The organism is Nostoc sp. (assembly GCF_036919615.1).
In the GTDB taxonomy this organism is placed as follows: Bacteria; Cyanobacteriota; Cyanobacteriia; order Cyanobacteriales; family Nostocaceae; genus Nostoc.
Window position 1 is genome coordinate 107730 of the sequence record NZ_JBALCN010000097.1, and the last position, 24460, is coordinate 132189.

The 24460-nt window shown below is 41.3% G+C and carries 23 protein-coding genes and 3 pseudogenes; 10 read left to right on the forward strand and 16 right to left on the reverse strand.

Annotation, left to right across the window (positions count from 1 at the left end):
- Positions 1-7 precede the first annotated feature (7 nt).
- The gene (locus tag V7K48_RS28960; RefSeq protein WP_335077810.1) at positions 8-202 is read left to right on the forward strand and encodes a hypothetical protein; all 195 of its coding nucleotides are present in this window, start codon (positions 8-10) and stop codon (positions 200-202) included.
- Positions 203-215: 13 nt separating this feature from the next.
- Here the strand turns inward: V7K48_RS28960 and V7K48_RS35215 are convergent.
- The 4 genes and pseudogenes from V7K48_RS35215 to V7K48_RS28975 all read right to left on the reverse strand — a co-directional run.
- Positions 216-604 (reverse strand): annotated as a pseudogene (locus V7K48_RS35215) (NF041680 family putative transposase); the annotation flags it as partial.
- A 257-nt stretch (positions 605-861) separates the two neighbouring features.
- Positions 862-1548, reverse strand: coding sequence for a PHP domain-containing protein (locus V7K48_RS28965; protein ID WP_335077812.1), 687 nt, complete (start codon positions 1546-1548; stop codon positions 862-864).
- Between the two features lie 446 nt (positions 1549-1994).
- Positions 1995-3218 (reverse strand): AIR synthase related protein, encoded by a 1224-nt coding sequence (locus V7K48_RS28970; protein ID WP_335077814.1) that lies wholly within the window; start codon positions 3216-3218, stop codon positions 1995-1997.
- 443 nt (positions 3219-3661) lie between these two features.
- Complete coding sequence (locus V7K48_RS28975; protein WP_335077816.1) at positions 3662-4591, reverse strand: hypothetical protein; 930 nt, start codon at positions 4589-4591, stop codon at positions 3662-3664.
- Positions 4592-4964: 373 nt separating this feature from the next.
- Between V7K48_RS28975 and V7K48_RS28980 the strand changes: the two genes are divergently transcribed.
- A complete protein-coding gene (locus V7K48_RS28980; protein ID WP_335077819.1) occupies positions 4965-5120 on the forward strand; it encodes a hypothetical protein in 156 nt (51 codons plus the stop codon).
- A gap of 6 nt (positions 5121-5126) precedes the next feature.
- Positions 5127-5289 (forward strand): annotated as a pseudogene (locus V7K48_RS28985) (transposase); the annotation flags it as partial.
- Positions 5290-5365: 76 nt separating this feature from the next.
- Here the strand turns inward: V7K48_RS28985 and V7K48_RS28990 are convergent.
- The 5 genes from V7K48_RS28990 to V7K48_RS29010 all read right to left on the reverse strand — a co-directional run bounded on the left by V7K48_RS28990 (position 5366) and on the right by V7K48_RS29010 (position 10590).
- A complete protein-coding gene (locus tag V7K48_RS28990; protein WP_273765020.1) occupies positions 5366-5593 on the reverse strand; it encodes a hypothetical protein in 228 nt (75 codons plus the stop codon).
- 247 nt (positions 5594-5840) lie between these two features.
- Entirely contained in the window at positions 5841-6173 is a 333-nt protein-coding gene (locus V7K48_RS28995; RefSeq protein ID WP_335077821.1) for a hypothetical protein, read from the reverse strand.
- Positions 6174-6545: 372 nt separating this feature from the next.
- Positions 6546-7148, reverse strand: a complete 603-nt coding sequence (locus tag V7K48_RS29000; protein WP_334722134.1) for a superoxide dismutase — start codon at positions 7146-7148, stop codon at positions 6546-6548.
- Between the two features lie 505 nt (positions 7149-7653).
- Positions 7654-9261 carry a bifunctional pantoate--beta-alanine ligase/(d)CMP kinase gene (locus tag V7K48_RS29005; RefSeq protein WP_335077823.1) on the reverse strand — a complete coding sequence of 536 codons (1608 nt, stop codon included), beginning with the start codon at positions 9259-9261 and terminating at the stop codon, positions 7654-7656.
- Between the two features lie 219 nt (positions 9262-9480).
- Positions 9481-10590, reverse strand: a complete 1110-nt coding sequence (locus V7K48_RS29010) for a septal ring lytic transglycosylase RlpA family protein (protein ID WP_335077825.1) — start codon at positions 10588-10590, stop codon at positions 9481-9483.
- A gap of 1110 nt (positions 10591-11700) precedes the next feature.
- On the opposite strand from V7K48_RS29010, the gene glsA reads away from it, so the two are divergent.
- The 3 genes from glsA (at position 11701) to V7K48_RS29025 (ending at position 14995) form a co-directional block, all read left to right on the forward strand.
- Positions 11701-12684, forward strand: a complete 984-nt coding sequence (glsA, locus tag V7K48_RS29015; protein WP_335078062.1) for a glutaminase A — start codon at positions 11701-11703, stop codon at positions 12682-12684.
- A gap of 270 nt (positions 12685-12954) precedes the next feature.
- Positions 12955-13272, forward strand: coding sequence for a hypothetical protein (locus V7K48_RS29020; RefSeq protein ID WP_335077827.1), 318 nt, complete (start codon positions 12955-12957; stop codon positions 13270-13272).
- A 169-nt stretch (positions 13273-13441) separates the two neighbouring features.
- Positions 13442-14995: a YcjF family protein gene (locus V7K48_RS29025; protein ID WP_335077829.1), complete on the forward strand. Its 1554-nt coding sequence runs from the start codon at positions 13442-13444 to the stop codon at positions 14993-14995.
- A gap of 104 nt (positions 14996-15099) precedes the next feature.
- On the opposite strand, the gene V7K48_RS35220 is transcribed toward V7K48_RS29025, so the two are convergent.
- The 4 genes from V7K48_RS35220 to V7K48_RS29045 all read right to left on the reverse strand — a co-directional run bounded on the left by V7K48_RS35220 (position 15100) and on the right by V7K48_RS29045 (position 17005).
- Positions 15100-15288 (reverse strand): SDR family NAD(P)-dependent oxidoreductase, encoded by a 189-nt coding sequence (locus tag V7K48_RS35220; protein ID WP_442949490.1) that lies wholly within the window; start codon positions 15286-15288, stop codon positions 15100-15102.
- A gap of 139 nt (positions 15289-15427) precedes the next feature.
- On the reverse strand, positions 15428-15646 hold the full coding sequence (locus V7K48_RS29035) for a type II toxin-antitoxin system ParD family antitoxin (protein WP_335078064.1): 219 nt from the start codon (positions 15644-15646) through the stop codon (positions 15428-15430).
- A gap of 360 nt (positions 15647-16006) precedes the next feature.
- Complete coding sequence (locus V7K48_RS29040; protein ID WP_335077831.1) at positions 16007-16171, reverse strand: hypothetical protein; 165 nt, start codon at positions 16169-16171, stop codon at positions 16007-16009.
- A 243-nt stretch (positions 16172-16414) separates the two neighbouring features.
- Complete coding sequence (locus V7K48_RS29045; RefSeq protein ID WP_335077833.1) at positions 16415-17005, reverse strand: DUF2806 domain-containing protein; 591 nt, start codon at positions 17003-17005, stop codon at positions 16415-16417.
- A gap of 138 nt (positions 17006-17143) precedes the next feature.
- Here V7K48_RS29045 and V7K48_RS29050 point away from each other — a divergent pair, with 138 nt between their 5' ends.
- Positions 17144-17344 carry a hypothetical protein gene (locus V7K48_RS29050; protein ID WP_335077835.1) on the forward strand — a complete coding sequence of 67 codons (201 nt, stop codon included), beginning with the start codon at positions 17144-17146 and terminating at the stop codon, positions 17342-17344.
- Between the two features lie 439 nt (positions 17345-17783).
- Here V7K48_RS29050 and V7K48_RS29055 read toward each other — a convergent pair whose 3' ends face one another.
- Positions 17784-18824: a class I fructose-bisphosphate aldolase gene (locus tag V7K48_RS29055; RefSeq protein ID WP_335077837.1), complete on the reverse strand. Its 1041-nt coding sequence runs from the start codon at positions 18822-18824 to the stop codon at positions 17784-17786.
- A 1245-nt stretch (positions 18825-20069) separates the two neighbouring features.
- Between V7K48_RS29055 and V7K48_RS29060 the strand changes: the two genes are divergently transcribed.
- On the forward strand, positions 20070-20828 hold the full coding sequence (locus V7K48_RS29060; RefSeq protein ID WP_335077839.1) for a HesA/MoeB/ThiF family protein: 759 nt from the start codon (positions 20070-20072) through the stop codon (positions 20826-20828).
- 393 nt (positions 20829-21221) lie between these two features.
- Here V7K48_RS29060 and V7K48_RS29065 read toward each other — a convergent pair whose 3' ends face one another.
- Together V7K48_RS29065 and V7K48_RS29070 are read right to left on the reverse strand one after the other, a co-directional pair.
- The gene (locus tag V7K48_RS29065) at positions 21222-22031 is read right to left on the reverse strand and encodes an ABC transporter ATP-binding protein (RefSeq protein ID WP_335077841.1); all 810 of its coding nucleotides are present in this window, start codon (positions 22029-22031) and stop codon (positions 21222-21224) included.
- A 599-nt stretch (positions 22032-22630) separates the two neighbouring features.
- Positions 22631-22840, reverse strand: a complete 210-nt coding sequence (locus V7K48_RS29070; RefSeq protein ID WP_335077843.1) for a TOBE domain-containing protein — start codon at positions 22838-22840, stop codon at positions 22631-22633.
- A gap of 832 nt (positions 22841-23672) precedes the next feature.
- Between V7K48_RS29070 and V7K48_RS29075 the strand changes: the two genes are divergently transcribed.
- Both V7K48_RS29075 and V7K48_RS29080 read left to right on the forward strand, forming a co-directional pair.
- Positions 23673-23855 (forward strand): helix-turn-helix domain-containing protein, encoded by a 183-nt coding sequence (locus tag V7K48_RS29075; protein WP_335077845.1) that lies wholly within the window; start codon positions 23673-23675, stop codon positions 23853-23855.
- A 207-nt stretch (positions 23856-24062) separates the two neighbouring features.
- Positions 24063-24446, forward strand: a pseudogene (locus tag V7K48_RS29080) (AMIN domain-containing protein); the annotation flags it as partial.
- Between the last annotated feature and the right edge of the window lie 14 nt (positions 24447-24460).

The following is a 24460-nucleotide window of genomic DNA, read 5'->3' on the forward strand; positions in this document are numbered from 1 at the left end:
CCGCCGGATGTTTCTTAAAAGCAGGTTGTCTCTGTTCCCTGCTGTAGAGGAGCATCAGGATAGAGAGGCTAGGCAGGCTAGACAATCAACTTGGCGGGAGTGGGAAAAACATTGCGAACCAGGAACGGGTGCTTGGGGAACTTGGGGAAGCGATGCGGTGGAATTTTTGGATGCGGTGCAATGGGGTGAGGCTGATGGGTGAAATTAATGATTTGCGCCTCTGGTATCCACGCTAACGTACTGTAACTTTGTCCGATGCTTATGCTTCCCCCTCTATCCCCATGAAAAGTTCTTTCTTTTAGTGTCTTCGCTTCTGGTCGTGCCCAAAAGCTATGATCTCCTGCTAGAAATGGCTGTTCATCCGTCGCTACCTCTTGTACCAGCAGCTTCCTTTTCGCTTCCTTTTCGGTGGACGACTATCATGCAGTGCTGTATAAATGCTCGACCATTGCCGTCGAAATACTGGGCTTTGCGACAAGCTTACAAATGATGGGATACTCGGACTTGTCAATACTGCATCCATCAATTCAAATACTGCATCTTTAGCCTTCCCCAAATAATTGTAGATAGCTTGGCGGAATTTTTCTAATCGTGTCAGGATCATCACGTCAATGATTTATCAATTACTTTCATTGACTTTACGCCAGTCAGTGTTACAGCTGACTGCTTTTCTCTAGCCTTTTAGTCCAAAGTCCAGAAATATTGTAGTCAGCAGTTTCTTTGTTTAGTTAGCATCATGATTTTCAAACTAACCTGCAAAATCTGGGTTTATATCAGGCTTGACTAATGGAAAATTCAAAATAGAATAACCTCCTGGCAGATTGAACCAGGAGAGTTGAAAAAAATTGATTCGATTCATCTTTACAAGCGTTGTAGCAAGTTCAAACCGTGGGTGTCAGTACCACATGTATTGAAAAGAAAGTATTCATCAGCCAACTTTTGCACTTGTTCTGATTCCAATATGCTGGGTTGCCAGGGGTTGGGGTTATTATATGCGTAGAAAGTTTCCACGCCATCGATACCCTTTTGAGCAGCAGCTGGAATTAAGTCAAAATACGATCGCTTGTAACGAGCTGGATGAGCCAGAACTGCTAATCCCCCAGCTTCATGAATAGCGGCAATCACGTTACTTGCCTGATAATCTTGGCCTGTAGTCGCCCTTCTTTGTAGATAGGGCTTGATACTAGGGTGTTCTGTTGCAAAAGCGTAAGCTAAAATGTGAACTTCTATATCCAAAAGGTTGGCATTAATTTCCACGCCACTCCACAGGTAAGGAGTGCTTGCACCAGGATTATTCCACTTCCAGTCTTCTAACCAAGCAAGTGCAGCTTGATAGCCGATAATACCATGATGGTCGGTGATCGCTAACCCTTTTAGCCCAATAGCGATCGCCTGCTCCATCAATCTATTCGGCTGCAACCTCCCATCCGAGTAGAGAGTGTGCATATGAAAGTTGAATAATCTCGGACAACTATGTGCATCAATGTTCTGGAATACTTGCTTCAAAAGTTCTGCAGAAGCAGTAGTTTGGGCCAAATTTACAGCCATAACTCCCTCTGAATAAAAATATATACTTTCAACACACTAAAACCCCACACCTAGAGATGAGAAGGACCCAGCACTAAAAATTAGTGTTGGCTGCTACTTTCTCAGCTTTTTCAGCAAATTTTTCAATATGTTAAGACTACGTTAGCAAATCTTAACCTCAGTAGTCATGCGTGTTTTGGACTACTTTAAAATTAAGTAGTAATAAATATTGCATCACAAATTGCATAAATACGTTTATAGTATTTGTGGTAAATGACTTAGAAACTAAAGGCTTAGTAGAGTAATTATTTCTAATAAGCTGGAAAAGCTACCCAATTTAGTGTATAAAAATTTTAAATTGTGTCAGTAATTACACTCTAATGTAATCATAAGTAAGAATATTCTGTTATTAAAAATAGATAATTATCTACAATAGCTCCAAGAAAACTGGCGATCACTGCGGTTAATTATACCCCTCGTGCAATTCCAAAAGAATCTCCCTTCAAGGTGACTCCAAGCGGTTTTACCACTACCTCACGCGTAAGAAACGCTTCAACCCGTCCTGCAACCACAGCCGAGAGCTTATGTTCTCTTGCGAGCAGAACGATCCTCTCTGCATCCTGCTCCGACTCTGTATAGAATGCAAATCCTGCTCCGTAATTGAACACGGAAAGCATCGTCGCTGCCCCACCTTCAAGATGACCTTCGACAAACGTAAATATCTCCGGCACTGGGAGCATCGTTTCGATGACATACCGGAGCGGCTTCACTGACCGCATCAGCTTTTGCCATCCATGGCCAGTGATGTTCTCCATCGCAGTGGGACGGATTCCTTCGCTAAGCACCGCCTGCACAAGCGGTGTGTAGAGATATGACGCGGCATTCATCGCTTTCCAGAACTCCTGCCCACTCGCAAGTTTTGTTCTGTACCCGTCAGGGAGAGACTCAGCGAGCTTTCGCATTGGAGTAAAGCCGTTCTCATGGGGCCCGGAACTCTCGACAAGAACAATGGTATTTCCGGCATCCAGACGCGAGCTATCAATGGGAATGACACCAGCAGGCATGACTCCAAAAACCGAGCCTGCAATGTCGAGCCGGCCTGAAATCATCTTAGTTTTTAGTTGAGGAGTTTCTCCTGAGAGATAGACACACCCCACTTGTTTGCACCCCTCAACTACTCCATCAAGAAACCCATCAAGAAAAGCGGGGGTGAAGATCGTTTCAGGAGTACTCGACGGCAGATAGAGACCGAGAAGTATAGTCTGCATACCTGAGGTTGCAGCGTCATTCGTCAGACACGAGATAATTTTGATACCAATGTTCCACCAGAATCGTCGAAGCTCTTCTTCACAGAGGTCGTCAGGGCGGGTATCGTCTGCGGTGCCCAGTCCTTCCGGGACAAGTGTCATAGAAAGTTCTCTAGCCCCTGCCTCCAGAAACGGAGTAAGGTTGAAGTTGAAAGCATTAGCGCTTGCTCCGAGACCCGATGCAGGCACGATACCATAAGCGCTTGCAAACCCAAGTGTGCGTTTTGCGGCATCAATGAAGCGTCGCTTTGCGGCATCGAGAGTATCATAATCGACTTGATCGAGAGCTTCAGGCATCAGGTTGCATTTTAAGAGGATGTTTGAAAAGTCTGGCAGATTGTAAAAAAGCTCTATCGGTATACGTTCTTGATAGATAGTAGACACGAAGCTGGACTATACGACAATACCTTAACCAATTTAAGAGGGTTCAGCGCCTGTAGAAATAGGATGAATACGTCCTAAAGAAGTAAGCTTGGCAAAAATTTGGGTTAATAAAATAGGCTCAGGAGTTTCTGGAAGCATTTTTAATATTTCATAGACATAATGTCACCCTGCCAGTTTGCTGCAGATTCAGCTTTGAAATTTTGACTAAAGAATAATCCCCTACTACCTGGTGTGAGGTGGTGGGGGTTTTGCCCATCTCCCCCAAAAAAAATCGTTTCATAAAACCAATCAACTATCAATAATATGAATGAAAAACAGTCAGAAAACGATCATCCACACACAGGTGGTTAAATGACTCAGGTGTGTTCGGAACACGAATTGGGATGCTCCCCTTCAAACGGGTTGTTATGTTGTGCTTGCTATACTTGGAGCCTTTACACTAATTAATTTTTGTTTGACAAAATCAACCTTACTCTTGCACTTAAAAGGATATCAGCACGACTCCATATATCTGGAGCCGCCCATATGTTGAATTTTTTGTAGTCGCCTACCCCTTCTCCAATTGTTGTTACTGCGATCGCATCATTTGTTTCAATAACTCTCCGAGTAATCTTGCCTGGATAAAACATATGTCTAGGAAGTGTGTAATTTGTTATTGAGTAGTCACTTGAATTGATAGTAGTTCTAATTGGATTTCCAATAGGTAAAGTTTTTTCTCGGCAATTGACTACTGGTTTATCATCAAAAGGAGAAGGCACAATGAACTGCTCTTGTGAAATCATAGTTTGAAAAACTTTTTCCCTAGTGCAGCCTTTCAGAGTTTTAGAACAAATTCTACTTATAAGACTATAATAATGATAATTTAAATCATTTTTCTTGTAATTATCGTTTATTCTATCATCATTGCAGGGGTGTACAAGTGCATTAGAAGAACTAGCTGTAAAAACACCTGCCTGTGAATCATTGATTCGGTAACTTCCATTTTGTAACGTACGGTTTTCCTGTGAAAGAGTTGCCCTAACTGTAAACTTCAATCCCCGATCAAATCCGCAGCCACGATCTGGGTCACTAGAAACAAAATTAAATAGCAAATTACGCCCTTGTCGTATTCCTGCAAATTTCCCTGCTCCGCAGAGAGTCGATACACCTGGATAGTTTGTAAAATTGATGTAGCCAGATATTCTATTTTGAGGTTCAAGCAAAAGTTCTATAACTACGTTACCACTCTCCTTAAAAGTTGTATTAGTAAATGGGCCGGTATATCTAACTTGTTGACTTGACTGTATTTTAGATTGAGCCAGAGCTATGTTAGGGAACGTGGATAGAACCACGCCTGCGATTATGAATGTAATTGCTTGATGAGCTTGCTTCAAATTCAGTCACCTCATTGTTAAAACTAAGCCAATTCTGCTTAATTTCATAATCTTTTATTGTTTAATAAAAGTAACAAATTTGTCAATGTTTGCGATCGCTAATCAATGGGACTTAGACAAAAACACCCAGAAAAAAGCCTCAAATGTATATACAGAGAGACTTTAACATCGTTTTACTTGGTTTATTGATATATCTGGGTTCGAGCCATTTTTGAGCATTTGGTGTATTTCCCATACCCTGTATGGGTTTGAGGCTTGTTTATTCCTCAAAAATGTTTAAGTCCCGTTAATTGACTTCTGCTGCTCATAAACGACAATTAGATTTACAGACAATCTTTTCTTGCTTTTGATCGGCATTATAAAATGTGATGCTATGAACCTTACCACCAAGCCCAAAGAAACCGTATCTAGTCAAGTCGATATGCACTTGCTGCAATTGAGTGACTTCGCTGTTGATTTGTGTAAAAGCCATACAGCGCGTCAATGGATATGTTTCGGTGGATTGTGGAAATTGTTCTTCGACCCCTAGAAGAAGAAAGGTTTTGTCCATTTACCTAAGCGTTGGGTTGTAGAGCGAACTTTTGGTTGGCTTAATTGGTGTCGGCGTAAAAGTCACGGATTATGAACGACTACCAAAAAATTCGGAGACTTTTATATACATAGCAATGATTCAGCTCATGGTCAGACGACTTGCATAATTTTTCACTCGTTTTGACTTTTCAAACATCCTCTAAATTAAAAGTTAGGAGTTAGGAAAACTCATAACTCCTCACTTTAAAATACCTCATCTTCAATACCACGCCACCATTCCCCCAAATTCATCAAATCTTGGTAAATATCTTCTAATTCTTTGGTATAGACATCGTTTGTAAGGGTGGCTCGACGCTCTTGCAATTTTTTGAGGCGCAGTTGTACCAATAGCCAAGGTTTAGAGATGCTATTCGTTGCTTCGATGTATTGCGCTAGTTCTTTACTACTGCCCGTTAGCTCATTATTTGACATTTGCTCGAATTTAAGAAAATCTATATCTGATCAGGATATCAACTTTCGTAGACAATTTTAATCTCCCTTTTTATTTATAATTTATAGTTCAGATGAACTATTAAGTGGCGATGTTTAGGACGGGCTACGCCTACGCTATTCTAGGAAAGCCTAGCCCTTTCAAGGTGACTTGAAAAATCTCGTTTTTTCTCTCTGTGCCTCTGCGTTTCCTCTAAGAAAAATTTTTAGTTGAGTGCAGATGCAATGTCTACGATAAGGCTTTCGCCAACGCATCTCCAAGTTTACGTAATGTTCTCTCTCGTGCAAAGTCAGCCGCTGCTCGTGCCGACTCTGCCAGAATTGTGTCAGTGTTTGGTGTTAGCTTCAAAGCCCCACCTAAATAACCCAGTGCCTTAACATAACAATCAGATAAATTGGTCGAGGCTAACCGCTTTACAGTTTGGTAATCGCCATTTATAAAGGCAGATAAAGCCTTGGCGTGTAAATCATTTCCAGGTTCGGGAACATCCAAAACATTCAGGATTGCCTCAATAGCTTTATTTACCTTTTCTAGCGTCAGTTCTTGTTGTACAGCTTGCACTATTGTTTTTACTCCTAAGTCTAGTTTTCAAAATTTTTAGCTCTAACTTGGGGCAAATAGAGTATGTCCCAGTTACGATCCAAATGCTATTTTACGATTTGTGACACAAAACCAACAGCATTATCCCGGTCATAATTAATGAATCGCAATTCTCAGAAAAGCTAGATTTTGCTCCCTAATCTCCCCCATCTCCTCAACAGTTAACCAAAAACAGCCACGAGACTAGTTCGTGACTGCTAACAAGGTTGGTCAATTAACTGATTATTTCTACTTTACATATTTGGCACAAGCCACGTAGACGCATTGGCGAAGCCTCTCGTAGAGAAGCAGCTTGCCAAAAGGCATCGCAGCCAGTTCAAAACTGGCAATTTATTAAGCCTTAGCCAAGTTTTCAGCAACAAAGTCCCAGTTCACCAACTGTTCTAGGAAATTCTTGATAAACGCTGGACGAGCGTTTTTGTAGTCAATATAGTAAGCGTGTTCCCAAACATCCAAGGTTAGGAGTGCCTTCTGTCCATGAGCTAGTGGATTTTCTGCATTTGGTGTTTTGATCACCTTCAGCGTACCACCATCATCAATCAGCCAAGACCAGCCGCTGCCGAATTGAGTTGTGGCTGCATTAGAGAATTCTTCCTTGAATTTGTCAAAGCTACCGAAGTCTTTATCAATCTTGGCTGCGATTTCACCAGTGGGTGCGCCGCCACCTGCGGGTTTCAAAGAATTCCAGAAGAAGGTGTGGTTCCAAACTTGAGCAGCGTTGTTAAAGATTCCTGCCTTAGAGGAGTCTTTAAAGGAAATTTTGATCACTTCTTCCAGAGGCTTATCAGCAAGTTCGGTACCTTCAGTGAGCTTGTTCAGGTTGTCTACATAAGCTTTGTGATGCTTGCCATAGTGATACTCGAAAGTCTCAGCTTTCATGCCATAAGGCTCTAGAGCATCCTTGTCAAAGGGTAGTGGTTCTTGTACAAATACCATTGTGTGAAATCCTCTCTTTATCGGTTTCCAGTTGAAAGCTATTGCAAAAGCTTGAGAAATTAGCAGCTTTTGTTTTTGAAAGTTTTATGTTTTTCATGATCAAACATAAAACTAAACTTCGTCATTCTACTACCAAAGTGAAGAGAAAGTGAAGATGAAAACAAAGTACTTTTGTGATAAGTCAAATCGCTAGTAATTAATGATTATAAATAAAAATGGCTAATATTTCATCGCCAGAGAGCGCTATTAATTAGCATTTTGGAATTAAAGCTTGCATACTTCTATCTTTAGTAGGATTAATTACGATATAAAAAATCATTCTAAAGCGAGATGATTTAATGCTTAAATAATCTAAAATTTCTCGTACAAGGCTTACATTTGCAATGAAGATAGCCAATAGTCAAATTATCTATTTTGTTTTTAAATGCAGTTTTGAGGATGGTAAGTAAATAATCACTCACCCACCATCCTTTGAAACTAAAAAACTAACAGCAAATAGCGGTGATTACCACTGAGATAAACGCTGCTGGTAATAGTTAACGATTTGTGCAGTGACTTCAGACACGTCCAAACCATCGGTTTGAATTTCAATTGCATCCGCTGCTTTTTGTAAAGGAGAAACTTTGCGTGTAGTATCTTTCCAGTCACGTTTGGCAATATCGCGTTCCAGCTGCTCTAAACTCACTTCAGGTTGACCTTGTTTGTTAAAGTCTTGCTGGCGGCGACGGGCGCGTTCACTTACAGAAGCGGTTAAGAAGATTTTAACTTCGGCATCGGGGAACACATGAGTGCCAATGTCCCGACCTTCAGCGACTAAACCACCTCTTTTACCCCAGTTTTGCTGTTGTTTAACCAGTGCTTGACGGACAGCAGTTTGTGCGGCGATCGCCGATACAAGAGATGTTACCTCAATCGTGCGAATTGCCTGGGTAACATCACTACCGTTAATCCGAACCCGCACCGGAGATTGTAAATCCTGATTGGGAGTCAGTTCAATTTTACACTGGTTAGCTAATTCGGCGATCGCACACTCATCATCAATGAGAATACCCTTTTGCAGTACTAACCAAGTGACAGCACGGTACATTGCTCCTGAATCTAAATAGACTAAATTCAGGCTTGCTGCCACTTGACGTGCCACTGTAGATTTTCCAGCACCAGCTGGGCCATCAATGGCAATGATGGGTTGGCGATCGCGCAATATCGTATTGTCAATCAAACGTGTAGAACCAAGACGAGCTGCGATCGCCAACATTCCTTCCTCCTGAACTTTTTCTAAAGACATCAACGTAGTCGGTTCAACCAATTCAATATATTCCACTGAGACCGTGCTGACCATTGCCACTTCTTGCTGTACCATTGCTATCAACTTGTTGCTATTGCGTTCCCCAGCCCGAAACGCAGCTTTAGCTCGTCGCAAGCCACGATATAACACCGCTGCCTGCTCTTTTGCCGTTGCAGTCAAATATTGATTACGAGAACTGAAGGCAAGACCCGAGGCTTCCCGCACTGTTGGACAACCGACAATCTCTACTGGCAAATTTAAGTCAGCTACTAAGCGTTTAATAATTGCCAGTTGCTGACCATCCTTTTGACCAAAGTAGGCACGGTCAGGCTGTACCAAGTTGAAAAGTTTGGTCACAATCGTAGCGACACCCTGAAAGTGACCTAGCCGAGAACGACCACACAAGCCTGTTATCATAGCAGATGGGGGGATAACTTGTGTAACCTTTGATTCTTGTATACTCTTCTGAGGAACTGCCATTTCTTCCGGAGTCGGTGCAAAAATAGCATCTACCCCAGCTTGTTCGCAAAGTTGTTGATCTTCTTCTAAAGTGTGGGGATAGCGTTGATAATCCTCATTGGGAGCAAATTGTAGAGGATTGACGAAAATACTAACAATCACTGTAGAATTTTCTTGCCGCGCCCGTTGGATTAAGCTTAAATGACCTTGATGCAAATTCCCCATCGTTGGCACCAGACCGACTGCCGTCTGATACCAGCCAGTCATCTCATCTAGTCTCAGATCCTCAGTAACTGCAATCAGCTTGTTTTCTGAGCAGCGTTTAGTTAAATAGCAGCGTAAAGCTGCGACTGTTGTCAGCAGGCGCACAAAAATACCCCTAGTTCTTATCGATCCCTCCCCCGCTAGTTTATATCTGAAATAGAGGGAAGAGATGATTCAACTAGGGGAATTAAGTGATACGGAACTGGGGATTGGGCATTGGGCATGGAGAAGAGACAAGGGAGACAAAGAAGAGGGGGGAGACAAGGGAGAGACTTATTCAATAATTCCCCCTTGTCCCCCTTGTCTCTCTCATCTCCCCAGTCCCTATTCCCTATTCCCTAAGACTTCAATATGCACTGGTGCCACGCCACTGCCCATCATTCCCAAAATTCGAGCCGCGCCAGCAGATAGGTCTATGACTCGACCCCGAACGAATGGACCTCGGTCATTAATCCGCACTACCACACAACGACCATTGCGGGTGTTAGTTACACGAACTTGCGTACCAAAGGGTAAGCTACGATGGGCGGCAGTCATTTCTTCTGGATTGAACCTCTGACCGCTAGCAGTCCGATTACCAGAACCATCATAGCCATAATAGGAAGCCATGCCTCCGAAAGAGATTCGCACTGGGCCGACGACAATCTCTTTTGGCAATTTGGGTATTGATATTGGCAGACGCACTGGTAAATTCGCAATTTCTTTTAAGGGAGATGCATTGCCTAGTAGCCTCCGTAGGCGATTGGTTGCTTGCAATGCATCTTCCGCAAGATTGTTGGTAGTACCTGCTAATCGCGTACCTTCGTTGATTTCGACCAATTCTTCGCCGTTAATTTTGATTACATAGCGATCGCCATTTTGCTGGAGGGGGGCGCTTTTGTTTTGCGCTTGATTAGCAACTGTAGATTCGCCCCCTGCTTTCCAACTTACGGTAATCTTACTGCCGTCCACATTTTCCCGATTCAACTGGTTGATCTTAGCTGCTATTACACCAGCTATCTGAACCGGGTCATTGTCAACAGAGCTAATCTGGTTATTTGCACCCGTTACGTTCCCAGTACCCACTGCCGATGAATTGCTAGCAATAAGGGCGTACGATTGTACGCCCCCAGTATTTCCAATTGCACCAACTTTTTTAGTTTCTAGACTCGTATCTGCTACAGAACTCAAAAAGGTGAGAACGGGAATATTTTTGATAAAAAGGGTTGCCGCCTTACGTCCCCCGATGTTGTGAGGATGAATTTCTGTAATCACAGCATCCAACGTTTGTTTCCCTGCTGTTGATTGAAACTCTCCCACCTTCACCACATCAGTGGTAGGTGATTTTTGGGAAGCTAGCGCATTTCCCTTGGTGGTTTGAGTGCAACCGACTGTGGGTAAACCCAAAACAGTCACAAGCAGGGTGACAATAGTCCAGAAATATCTTTGATTCATGCGTCCGTTTTTTAAGCGACTGTAGAACTTAAGTTTTATGATTTGCGGGATTTTTCACTTTCGGAAAGTGACTTCCCTCCTGAAAAACTTGAACTCGTTCCGTTTTCACTTTTTATTTATAACTGCAACAGACTAGCATGAACCTTTTGGCTTGGGGATCAGGGTTTTAGCGTAATTCTCAGCAACTTTCTCAAATTTAAATTCCAATTTTAAGGGCGAAACCTTTCTCAAATCAGGACTTTGGCTATGTAACGCTTTTTAATGCAAGTCAAAAATTTCTTAAAAAAACTTTACGCTTATTGTACGCCAAAGCGACGATACCCTGTTAATATCGCTTCTAAAGGTTCGTAACTACTTATGTATTCTAGATTACATCAGTTTTGGCTATTTACTATCAGAAGATAATATAAGTTTAATTAAATTACATCTGCATAAATACTCAAAATAACTTATTTAATGAAATATTTAGATTTACCTATGAATAAGTCGTCATCCGAGTTACATTTGAAATAATTATGCAAATCAGTTTGAGTTTAATCTCTTTTTTGAAAGTTTTTTCTACCTAGATTAATCATCACTTTTATTCTCCATGACTAGGCTACAAATAGTGATATATGTAACTTGATATAACAGTATTACTGAGTATAAAAAAAAGGAATATACTCAACTCAATATTTTTCCGGATTAATGATGAAAAAATTAATAAAACTTCGCGATCGCTTGGAGAAAAATTTTTATTAGTATTAAAAAGTACAATGGCTATTTTTTGCCCTAGGTAATTGATCAAGTATGATTTTTGAGAGCAAGCCGTCTTTTCAAAAATCTTTGTGGGTGTAGGGATGTAGGCATTACTGGATTGGCATTGGTGTCAACTTAACGTAAAAGCCTAGTCTGATCAGAAGAGTGAAAATTTTTCGATGTACCACCTAGATTTTGATTCTCCCTAACCCCTTAAAAAGGGGGGAACTAGAATTGAGTGCCCCCAATTCATTGGGGGTTGGGGGATCTAAAAGAACGGAAAATTAAGTGTTTGGGCTTAAGTTGACACCAATGTGTACACCTGCACCCCTACTATATATAGTAGATATTTTGGGAAATGCGATCAGCCTGATGACAAACCAAGCATATCAAGGAGATTTAGAAATAGACCAATCGCCATTAAAAGCTTTTCTCAACGAGTTGCATTCCCAGTACAAGTCACTGCTAGAGGGTGCAGTGGCAAACTACATTCCGGAACTGGCAAAGGTAAACCCGGACTTGTTCAGCATTTGCATTGTGACAGTAGATGGTCAGGTTTACAAAGTTGGGGACTATGAGCAACTCTTTACCATTCAATCAATTTCCAAAGTGTTGGCTTATGGACTTGCCTTAGAAGATCATGGACTGGATTATGTTTTGACTAGAGTTGGCGTGGAACCAACGGGGGATGCATTCAACGCGATTATTTTAGATGAGCAATCGAAGCGACCTTATAACCCAATGGTAAATGCTGGAGCGATCGCCACCACCAGTTTAATCAAAGGTTCCGGCCCAACCGAACGCCTCAACCGAATGCTCGATATGTTTCACCGATATATTGGCCGGGACGTGTTCGTTGACATTTCAGTTTTTACCTCAGAACGGAGTACAGGGCATCGCAACCGTGCAATGGCGCATCTGATGCTCAACTTTGGTATGATTGACCGGAATATTGAAGAAGCTTTGGATCTTTATTTCCAGCAGTGTGCTGTGATGGTGAATTGCCAAGATTTAGCGGTGATGGCGGCTACCCTTGCTAACAGAGGTATTAACCCCATCACCAAAGAACGGGCGGTAAATAAGCATTACATCAAAGATATTCTGAGTGTTATGTATACCTGTGGCATGTACAACTTTGCAGGTGAGTGGGCTTATAAAATTGGGATTCCGGCGAAAAGCGGTATTTGTGGTGGGATTATCGCCGTTGTACCCAATAAGATGGGCATTGGAGTTTTTTCGCCGCTACTGGATGTGCGTGGTAACAGTGTGCGGGGGGTAAAGGTGTGTGAAGAACTTTCCCAACGGTTAAGGTTACATCTATTTGATTGTTCAGGTCAAGAGGCGAAATTTGATTGAAGGAGGCAGGAGCTAGGAGGAAGAACAGCCATACAATTTCTAATTTCAATAGCGATGCCTACGCCTGGCTACGTCTACGCGGCAGTCGGAGGGATTAGTTTAAACGCCAATCCCATCCATCTTTAGCTAGTTAGTCAGGTTTTCAATAGTATATAAAATATTTTTTGAACATGATATTTTTATACTATTGAGTTCTTCACTAACTGTTACAAATAGGCGAAATGCCTTCTATTTTATAGTTATTTTAAGGCGATAGTTAGGATTAACATTATGCATCAAATTTCAAAGCAGACTATAGAGAAAGCACAAAAACATGCTCAGGAAGCGCTTGAGCAGAGTAAAGAGGTAGAACAGTTGGCTAAGAGTTTACAAATAAATGACCAAATCGGCGAAGAACAAAAAGAACGTATCCTAGCCAATATAGAAACCATGCACAAGCACGCGCAGAAATTTCAAGATTTGGTGTATAGACTAGCAGAAGATCCTTCAACAGATGTGTATTCAGAAGCAATAAAGGAGCATATAAAGGTAAATGAAGCCCATATGAAAGTCAATAAGGAATTTCAAAACATAGAGCCGCCAGCTTAAATGAGTTCAAGTTTCACTCTCACTTGTATACTTGGCTCTCATAGATGCAAAAATGGAGTGAGCGTTGCTGGTTTATCAAAAGCTGCTTCTGACTACTCTGGTAAAAAATACTGAAACTATTAAGATTAGAAGCATCTGCCTACTGAATACCCACTAATCTTTCCCAACCATGCCTCTGTCACGCATAGTAACGCTGATTGTTGGTCTGATCGTCATTTTGGGGCTAGTCCTATGGCTAATTGATTCCCTATCGCGCCTCTATTGGCAATTGTCTTATTCGCCATTGCTAGGCAATTTGCTGCTACTGCTGCTGATTGTGCTTATCGGAGCGTTGGTTGCCGCTTTTGTCTATTATGTATTGGTGATTCAGTCTGGGGAAAAGCGATCGCGCCGCAAAGTAAAGCGAGTGACTGCGGCGCAAATTCCTGCTGCTAAATCTGATGCTGCTTCTACAACTCTAGAGGCTGTGCGGCAACAGGTAGGGCAAATTCAAGATGAAGTAGCACGCCAAGCTTTATTAAGTAAATCGCGAGAGATTGAAGCGAACTTAGCCCGGGGTGAAATTCAAGTAGTGGTATTTGGTACCGGCAGTGCTGGCAAAACTTCCCTAGTTAATGCGATTATGGGACGCATGGTCGGTCAGGTTGATGCACCAATGGGTACAACCCAGGTTGGGGAAACTTATTGTCTGAGGTTGAAGGGATTAGAACGCAAGATTTTAATTACGGATACGCCAGGGATTTTAGAAGCAGGGGTGGTGGGAACGGAACGGGAACAAATGGCGCGAGAACTGGCAACAGAAGCAGATTTACTGTTGTTTGTGGTAGATAATGATTTACGGCGCTCAGAATATGAACCGCTACGGGGGTTGGCAGAAATTGGAAAGCGATCGCTTTTGGTGCTTAACAAAACTGATTTATATACAGATGAAGATAAAGAAGCTATCCTCGCGAGATTGCGTCAACGGGTACGGGGATTTATTGCTACTAATGATGTGGTGGCGATCGCTGCTAATCCCCAATCTGCACAACTAGAAACTGGCGAAACCTTCCAGCCAGAACCGGATATTGTTCCTTTGCTGCGGCGGACAGCTGCTGTTTTACGGGCTGAGGGTGAAGATTTGGTAGCAGATAACATTCTTTTGCAATCTCTGCGATTGGGAGACGAAGCGCGAAAACTCATTGATGGCCAGCGTCGCCGTCAAGCTGACAAAATCGTGGAACGGTTTCAGTGGATTGGTGCTGGTGTAGTATCAGTCACGCCGATTCCAGTTGTAGATTTACTAGCAACAGCCGCTGTTAATGCTCAAATGGTTGTAGAAATTGGCAGAGTGTACGGCTGTGAATTGAATATGGAACGGGGGCGAGAGTTAGCCCTTTCTTTAGCAAAAACGATCGCCAGTTTGGGCATTGTCAAGGGAGCAATTCAATTATTATCTACAGCTTTGCAGCTTAATGTTGCCACCTTTATTATTGGTAGGGCTATTCAAGGCGTGACAGCAGCTTATTTAACACGAATTGCTGGTAAAAGTTTTATTGAATATTTTCGCCATGATCAAGATTGGGGTGATGGTGGAATGACGGAAGTTGTCCAGCGACAGTTTCAAATTAACCGCAGAGATGAATTTATCAAGGCTTTTATTCAAGAAGCGATCGCGCGAGTGGTGAAGCCGTTAACAGAAAAATCTGAGGTGGTTGAGGAAGATACGGAAGCTGAGGGTTAGGATATTCTGAGAAGAGGAGGGCAATATTTATTTTTGGTAAATTACAGTTGATTTGTAACCGTTTACAGGGTTAACGAGTGAATAAGGGTTACAGGCCAATGGCACTAAGAAAAGCCCAAGGCAGACTGAAGATCAACACCAAGATGCAACCAAGTCAGGAACATAACCTTTGTTACGCGGCTCAAGTCCCCTGCACCGGAAGATGTGTTGACAATGGCACCACCGCCGCTTTTGAGGATCAGGGGAATTTGATACTTCATGCCAAGAAAAACACCTTTCAGGTTGATATTCATCTGGCGATCAAATTCTTCCTCGGTAATATCAGCCAATGGCGTTCCCGGATGTTTGACCCTGCCTTGACATTGCGAACTAAAAAATAATCCAAAATCTCATCTAGATCTTGGCTTGCTTCCTTAGCAATAAAATATTCCATTATCCTTGAGTCTCACGGGCCTTGCGTAATTTATCCTCCAGTCGTGCCATCACCACTTCACCACCTACTACGTCTCCACGTTCGATAGAAGCCAGCCCAGCCGCTAGTTTTTTCTTAGTTTCTTCTTCCCATTCCTGATAACCCTTTTCCCATTCTTCCAGCAGTTTTAATGCTTTCACAATGACATCTTTAGCATTTTTATATCTATTTATAGCAATTCAGGTTTGTATAAATTGCTCGTATTCCGCTTGAAGTTGGATGTTTATAGTTTTTACCTCTAGTTAATTAAGAGCGTTACCTAGCCACATTTTCTGTAGCCTGTAAAACTCAGTTGCGGATTATTGTCCTAATCTAATTTTTTAACCATTGTTCACCTCTGGCCACTCAAAAGCGCAAACTAAGAAATTCTAGTAATTAATTTCTTACCAAGGATGGTCAAAGCCTCATATATCAAGGGTATTTAAGAGGCAGTGCGGCATAGCTTTATTACCCGGTTGGGGCTGATTGCTTACTTTGATAGACAGCAATCTGCGCTACACAAAGATTGTTATACTGTGTGCATAATCGTTTTAACATAACTAAGCTGGTTCCTCAGTAACGAGATATGTTTTGTCTCCTATCAATGAATTTTCACCATCCTCTCTAATAATAGGTGCCCAAGCAATTTTCATACCTTCTTGCTTAAGTTTTTGAGCAACAAATTCTATATATTCCATATCAGGCTGAACTGATATAAGTTTCAATAGTTCTATACCTGCTTTTGTTAATACTCCAACTTGATTTCCGATTTTAGGCGTATCCTTCTCTCTTTCAAATAAGAGAATTAAAGAGGAGTAAAGTAAATTAGAGGTACTGCCGGAGGTACTAGCTTCAAAGGAAAAACTTATAGAATCACTATCATTTATAAGACCAGCGTCTTTTAGATCAAGAATTTCAGAAAAGCCAATAGTATTATCTTTCTTAAAAATATATTCTTTTGGGTCAAGCTAAAAAGCTTTGTTCTTCTCACTTAGGACATATTTCCCTAATTCAACAAAGTTTTCTGCTTCTTGTCGTGAAAGATTTTTCAATATCTCAAGAGTACGTAGCGAGAAAGAACCAGGTTTTGTAATCTCCCCAGCCAGAATTCTCCCCCACCAGTATTGGAGATCTTCTGTTGAAATTTTCTCTGCTATATCAAAGAAATGATTAATCCATTCTGGTTCTGGCTTCTGTTCTGGGATCTCACTTTTATTTGCTAGTTCCTCAGCAGCGTTTGCACATACGGATTCTATATTCTGTTGCTTTCGTAACTCCTGGTATTCACTACGGTTTGCCACACGCTCAGGAAGTGAGAGGATCGGGCTAGGTGTCTCAGAAGATCCCATCATCTTAACTTTACCGTCTTCATAATCTGCACCACCAAGCAACTTACGGCTCTCAGCCATAGCTTCGGAAATAACTCGTATTTCGTAAGCTTTAGCCTCAGCATTTTTCTTGCTCAGGTATGGGCGTGAAACTGCACCAAACCCTTCAGCTATTACTTCAATAAGTCTCTTCAGTGGTTCATTAATGCCAGCTAAATCTTTGATTTCCATTTACAGCTACGTATTTTTTACTTCCTAAAGATCGGTGTTTACAATGGTACAGATGTATTAATAAGAATTTAACAGTAAAAACACGTAAAATTAATTTTTTTGTGCCGGACTTGGCCAAAATATTCTGTACTCCTATCAATGCTTTCTTTCCTTAAAGTGCGATCGCCCTTGGTTATGTGGGAAACTAACTCTGGAGCGATCGCCGATAATTCAGAATTACAAGTCTTCACAAGGTTACTCGGTTCTACAGTTAACATTGAACGAGTCGAACATATTTTAAGTGGCGATCGCCGCTGCGCTTATCGTGTTTCTGTCTATGATCAAGCTATTGACTCCTAAGAAACACAAGGGTGTAAGGGAGAAGAAGGTGTTTGTTTGATATGTTGCGGGAGCGAAAAACTCGCCCGTGAGAGGCTCTTAAGAGTTAGTAAGGCGGCGCAGTTGTGGATCTTGCAGTTTTAGCTTATTAATATAGATTCGGAATTGTTGCAAATTGTAAGTATTGAGCTCTTTCATCACTCTGGTCAAAGAAAAATCTCAGCCAACTTTTAAACAAGAGACACAAACTGGGTTTTGAGCTTTATTTTCTAACATTATGACTAGATTATCTATTTTGGCTGAAAGTCTTGTGCAGCAAGGATTATTGTTTTTTATCTGGAGAGAGTGATGAAAGAGCGATAAAATAGCGGTACTGGATAGATAAAGACTATTTCCCAAATACCGCTACAATCCTGTGTTGATGTCGAGGAAAGTCGCTAAAAACTCATCAATTAAACCATCAGACTAAAGTCGGTGCTTTTTCCATCTCTGCATTGTACTGACCAAGGCTGGCTGCTCCGTTTAACTTCGCTCGATGATAGAGTAGTTTTTGTGCCTCAGATGTATTATGATCATTACCCTGCCAGTAATCTAAAGCTGGTTGCTGAATAGCGCGGGCATAGGAAAAGGTAATAGACCAAGGACACTGGGAAGCAAATTTAGCATTCATCACATTCAGATGTTCCGTTGAGCGTTCGTTACTCTGTCCACCGGAAAGGAAAGCAATTCCGGGAACAGTAACAGGTACGTTCTTGAGTAGGCATTGAATAGTCATTTCTGCTACCTGCTCTACACTCGCCTGATTGGGACAAGTCAAGCCAGAAATCACCATACTAGGTTTAAGTATCATTTGGTCAAACTCAACTTTATGCAGACGCAGTTGATTAAATACTGCTTTTAATGTTTCATCTGTTACTTCGTAAGAATCTTCTATTGTATGGTCGCCATCAATTAATACCTCCGGCTCCACAATTGGTACAAGTCCTCCTTCTTGACACAAAGCAGCATAACGAGCTAGTGCATGAGCATTAGCTTCAATGCAAGTACCGCTGGGAATGCCATTACCAATGGTAATCACAGCCCGCCATTTGGCAAAACGTGCGCCCATTTTGTAATATTCAGCAATGCGCTCCCTTAGACCATCTAATCCTTCGGTGACTTTCTCACCTGGACAAGCTGCTAAGTCTTTAGCTCCGGCATCAACTTTGATACCAATGATCATACCCGCATCTTGCATCACCTTCGTAAAAGCAACTTTAGCCTGAGAAAACTGGCTAATAGTTTCATCGTAGAGAATAGCTCCACTGATGTATTCAGATAAACCAGGAGTTGTCAGAATTAACTCTCGATAAGCACGTCGTCGTTCTTCTGTCGTGGGGATACCTAACTTTTCAAATCGCTTGTTGCATGTAGCGTTACTTTCATCCATTGCCAGGATACCTTTACCAGGAGCAACCATTGCCTTGGCGGTGTTTCTCAATTCCTGCGCGTATGCACTCATGTTAATCATCCCTTCGTTGGTTTTGGCGATCACTATTTATCTAAAATTATTGCAAAATTTTTGCAATAATTCAAATTATTTGTTAAATTATTTTTGTATAGATACTATAACCTCCTATGTCAGCATTGCTTGTGGGAGATTTATTTTCCCGCATTTTTTCTGATTATGCCAAAGTCTCGAAAGGCTAAATGGATCAGATAGCTGTTGATTTAGCTGTTAATAATTATTTTATATGTATTTAGTTTTATTGATATATATTTTCAATAATTGGTAATACTTTTTCCAGGAGACTACCGCTTGGATATACTGATGTCCTCAACCGGACTTCAAAGTGTACTTGATTGCTTTTGAGAGTGGAAGTAATCGCCGTGAATCCATCTGAACAAGCGACAAGTTTGGCAATGACGAGTAAAATCTGTCAGCTCACTCATTTTGAGGAATGGAAGCGAATTAATGTCATAAGACTGCTATTTGACTTTTGAAAAAACTCAGTATAACTCGATGAAGCTTCTTTCCTGTTCCCTACCGACGCAAGTTAGTTCAAAAATCAAAACAGACTGCTATATACATGAATTTATTATAATATTAGGCTCAGATTTCCGACTTTTTTAGGACTCACGCAAAACTACACCTTGTAACGGCAATTTCTAAATTGCCACTACATAAAAATAAGAGTTTCGGCGATTTTTTGCGTCAGTTCTATTCTCAGCTCGACTTTATCCATTTTTTGGCAACACTCAAGCTGACACTGAAAGCTTTGTGGGACGCTAGTTTTACTTTGATGAATTTATCAAGGCTTTTATTCAAGAAGCGATCGCACGAGTGGTTAAGCCCTTATCCCGCTTTTGTTACTCTGGGCAGAGAAAATATACTACCTTTTCTAAACCTCAGATTTAATCAGAAGTTGTGCGATCGCGTCTCCATTTTGTCATTTAAATTTCTTTGTTGCGAAAGTACGAAATATAAAGGTTCTAGATTATTCTCCACTGAAAGTGACAGAATTGGGATTACAAGATAAATCTGAAGTAGTTGAACACGATGAAGAAACTCAGATTTGAATTGAAGCAAAGAAGTTAAGAGAAAACGCTCAAATCTGAATGGTACGCTTGTAAAGCGCAAACCCTTAATAGTGCCTGGAATAAATACCAACTTTACAAGTAATAAATTATCAAAGTGTATAGACAACTACAATATTTGTTACCAACTAGGTGATAAGTTTTACGACTGATAAAGAGGTAAAAAGCGATGAACTTAACACCCAGCGAGTTAGAACGCTATCACCGCCAAATGATGCTTCCCAATTTTGGAGAGGCAGCACAAAAGCGCTTGAAGTCGGCAACAGTTTTAGTTACAGGTGTGGGGGGATTAGGCGGTACATCAGCGCTTTATTTGGCAGTAGCGGGTGTTGGGCGGTTAATCCTAGTTCGCGGTGGTAACTTGCGGCTAGATGATTTAAATCGTCAGGTTCTGATGACAAATGATTGGGTAGGTAAGCCAAGAGTATTCAAAGCTAAAGAAACTCTGCAAGCTATTAATCCTGATATTCGGGTAGAAGCAGTTGATGATTACGTTACAAAAGAGAATGTAGATTTTTTAGTGCAATCTGCTGATATAGCTGTTGATTGCGCCCACAATTTCACAGAGCGGAACTTGCTCAATGAGGCTTGCGTGCGCTGGGAAAAACCAATGGTGGAAGCTGCAATGGACGGAATGGAAGCTTACCTGACGACGATTATTCCTGGTATCACTCCTTGTCTATCATGCTTGTTCCCAGAAAAGCCGGATTGGAATCGACATGGGTTTGCGGTTATCGGTGCTGTTTCTGGGACACTAGCTTGTCTTAGTGCATTAGAGGTAATAAAGCTGATTACTAAGTTTAGTCAACCCCTATTGTCACAACTGCTGACAATCGACTTGATGCGAATGGAATTTGCCAAACGACATTCTTATCATGATCCTTCATGTCTGGTGTGTGGTGACCATTCTTACTGGAAAAATTCTTAAACAACATCTTTATAAATATTTAGTTATATATGCTACAAAGCGGGAACTAAAACTACAGCAGATTGTAACATGTTGTGCCCCTACCTGTGTACTTCATTAGACCTCTTGCAAAAATCCTTGAATTACCCCTCCCCAACCCTCCCTGTATGTGTTGGGGAGGGGGCAAGATTTCAAGTTTCCCCTCAATATATCGGGGGGATTAAGGGGGGTCTATTCGACTTATGCAAGAGGTCTATTTACCTGCAATCCGCTGTAAATAAAAGAAAGTTTTTCAAATGCCTGGTAATAGCGGATTTAAGCGATTTGTTTACAATTATGGTTTAGAACTTCTTAAAGCTAGTTAGGATTTTGAAGATATAAAGGCAACAAACAGTAAAAGATATAAAGTAATAATTACTTTCGGTATTTATAAGATTGTCGTCCCAAAGGTAAACACAAAGGTGTTCCCACTACTGGATCTGGTACAATTCGACAAGCTAATCCAAACACCTCTTGCACCATTTCTTCTGTCATTACATCTGTCGGATTTCCATAAGCCATAATAGCGCCATCGCGTAAAGCTACTAGTTGATCAGCATAACGACACGCCTGATTCAAATCATGCAACACCATGACAATTGTCCGCCCCTCAAGTTGATTCAAATCCCCCAGTAATTCCAGCACCTCCACTTGATGAGCTAAATCTAAGAAAGTAGTCGGCTCATCCAATAATAAAATTTGTGTATCTTGTGCTAAAGTCATGGCTATCCAAGCACGTTGCTTCTGTCCACCAGAGAGGGTATCTACGGCTCTATTAGCTAATTCATTAAGGTCTGTAGTTGTTAATGCTTTGCGGACTTGACGTTCATCTTCAGCAGTCCAAGATTGAAACCAATTATCTTGATATGGATAACGACCTTGTGCTACTAAATCTCGCACAGTCAATCCTTCTGGTGCAGATGGGCCTTGAGGAAGAATACCGAGTTGCTGTGCAACTTTAGTTGTTGACTGTCGAAAGATATCAGCGCCATTGAGATATACAGTACCAATATGCGGTTTGAGTAATCTAGCCAAACCCCGCAGTAGAGTAGATTTACCGCAGCCATTGGGGCCAACTAGAGCAGTAATTTGTCCTGTGGGAATCAACAGGTTAAGACCGGATATGATCGGTTTGCCGTCGTAAGCGAGGCCCAGATGTTGGGTTTCAAGGACTGTGTTTTCCATAGAGCTTTCTGATTGCAAGGATAATTAGTCTGAAAGTGCGTAGCTGCAAAGCTGCTGCTGGCAGATAGCTTTCGAGTTTAACTGTGGAGTTATCACATACCAAAACTTTCCCTCAAGTTAGCGTAGACCATAAGGGCTTGTCGCAGATATCGTCCTTCAGGATAGATACATAAATCATATTGTGATGATATTACCAATAATATTGGCTATTTAGTCCTGCACTTGGTAAAGATACTCTGACAAAAGACTTAGGTCAACTTAACAGTATTTTTCCAGCTTATTTTAATTAAAAATGACTTCAATATTTATTAATAGTGCTAAGTAGATGGATCTAAATAAATATACAGCAGATTCCAACTTCTCTTCTTAGGCTACGCCAAGGTGAGGTACAGATCATCGTAGGGGCATAACATGTTGTTCCCCTACCCGTGTACTTCATTTACCTACAATACGCTGTAAAATAGTTCGTCATTGCGTTAGCGCAGCCTTCCCGTAGGGTACGAAGTGTTCGCAATGACATTTTATATTTTATTTCGCCTAGCTACTTATTGGGCGACCACTTACGGAGCGATCGCCATAACTTATTTACTCATTTCGGGCTATTCTGTAGCAATTATCACATCTGACGCTTTAATCACAGCGATCGCTTGTTTTCCCTGTTGAAGTTGAAGATGCTCTACCGACTCCTTGGTAATAATTGCAGTTATTTCCACCCCAGCCACAATTTCTAATACTACCTCAGAGTTGACTGCTCCTGGGTGAATTTTCTTAATAGTTCCTTTTAGGGAATTACGAGCGCTAACTTCCATATTTTGATACTCCTTAGTTAGAAGATAATTTACTTAATAATACTAACAAATATCAGGTTATTGGATTATCCTCATTTAGTGGGATGCTATCTTCTACCTTACAGAAGAACTTAGATAACAGAATAGGATTAGAAGATAGCAAAAAAGTCGATGTGGAATAGTCAAAGAGACAGTCAAAGCTTGGCAGAGCATTGATTAAAAACTTTTTTGGTGATGCACAACTGCAAAGTAATGCTCTGTGAAAATAATACAGGGCGATTGCTCCTTAAAGTGGTAAACTAGAGCCAAAAAAAGCAAATAGAGTCGACGATATTTCATGTCTAATTACCTAATCAAACAAATACAGGACTTACGCACAGGTAACGGAAAATCGTAGACGCATTCGCGTAGCGTCTTGTAGAGAAGCGGCTTGCCGCAGGCTACCACAGAGTCCGCAGAGAAGCCAGTGCGCCCTTGCGGTTAAGAGACTTGTACCCCTCCGGGGAAGCAAGCTACGCTCTTAGCGTTCCCGTAGGGTAGCAACTGGCGCGACACAGAGGAATAAGAGTTTAAGAGGTTTTTTGTATAAGTCCTAAAATAAGTAGTATTGATAGCTCTTGCCGCTTATTCGCTTGATTATACAATAAATTCTGTTTACCAAAATTTTATTACCAAAAAGTTGGTTGTTTCATAAATAGTTGGTATTATTTTGCCACTATCAACAGTAAATTGTCCAAATTTAGATCTGAGGAATTTCGAGGCAAGTATTGCAGATGTGTGAGTTAAAAAAAATTATCAATTTCTGATCAACCAATGTCTTTTACTGATTATAAAGTGTGCTTTTCGCGATTGTGTGTGGCATAAAATTGAGCTAGCTAGAACAGAACAATTACTGCGAAGTGCTAACCTGACTGTTGCCGAAGTTGCAAATTTATTGGGTTATGCTCAACAGGGACACTTCGGTGCTGCTTTTAAACGCAGGTTTGGGATTACACCGAGTGAATGTTTTTTTGGTAAAAAGATTGTTTCGGGATAGTGTGCAAGTTTTGGAATAGACTAACCTGCGATCGCTCCTCTACACTAAGCTTTATTGCAATTAATAACTATCATCTGCAATAAGCCTTTTAATCAAAACTGTGTGAGGAGCGGGATGAAAAATCGGCAGTTCAATATCTATTTATGGCTGGCAGCAACTTTAGTCATAATTATCAGCACTCTAGTAACTCAAGTCGCCTCAGCACAGATGAAATTTGAAAATAATATTCAAAAAGCCTCCGTTTTGAGGCAGGGTGGTGGAAATCAAAAAATCCGGCAACCCAGCGAGTTAGAAATCCCTCTCACCAGCGCAGAATATTTACTAGTGCAGTCGCCCACACCGCAAACCACACCTGCACCAACAATTCAAATAACGGGGGTAAAAGCCAATCCCACTAACATTGGTGTGAAGGTGATTTTAGAGACACTTATTGGGACTCAACTACAAGTTACACGCAGTACGGGCAATAATTTTATTGCAGATGTATCTGGCGGACAGTTACGACTAGCTGACGGTGAAGCGTTCACATTTCGTTTGGAGAAACCACTTGCAGGAATTACTGAAATAACAGTTACAAATGCAGATTTGAATGACCGACTTTCGGC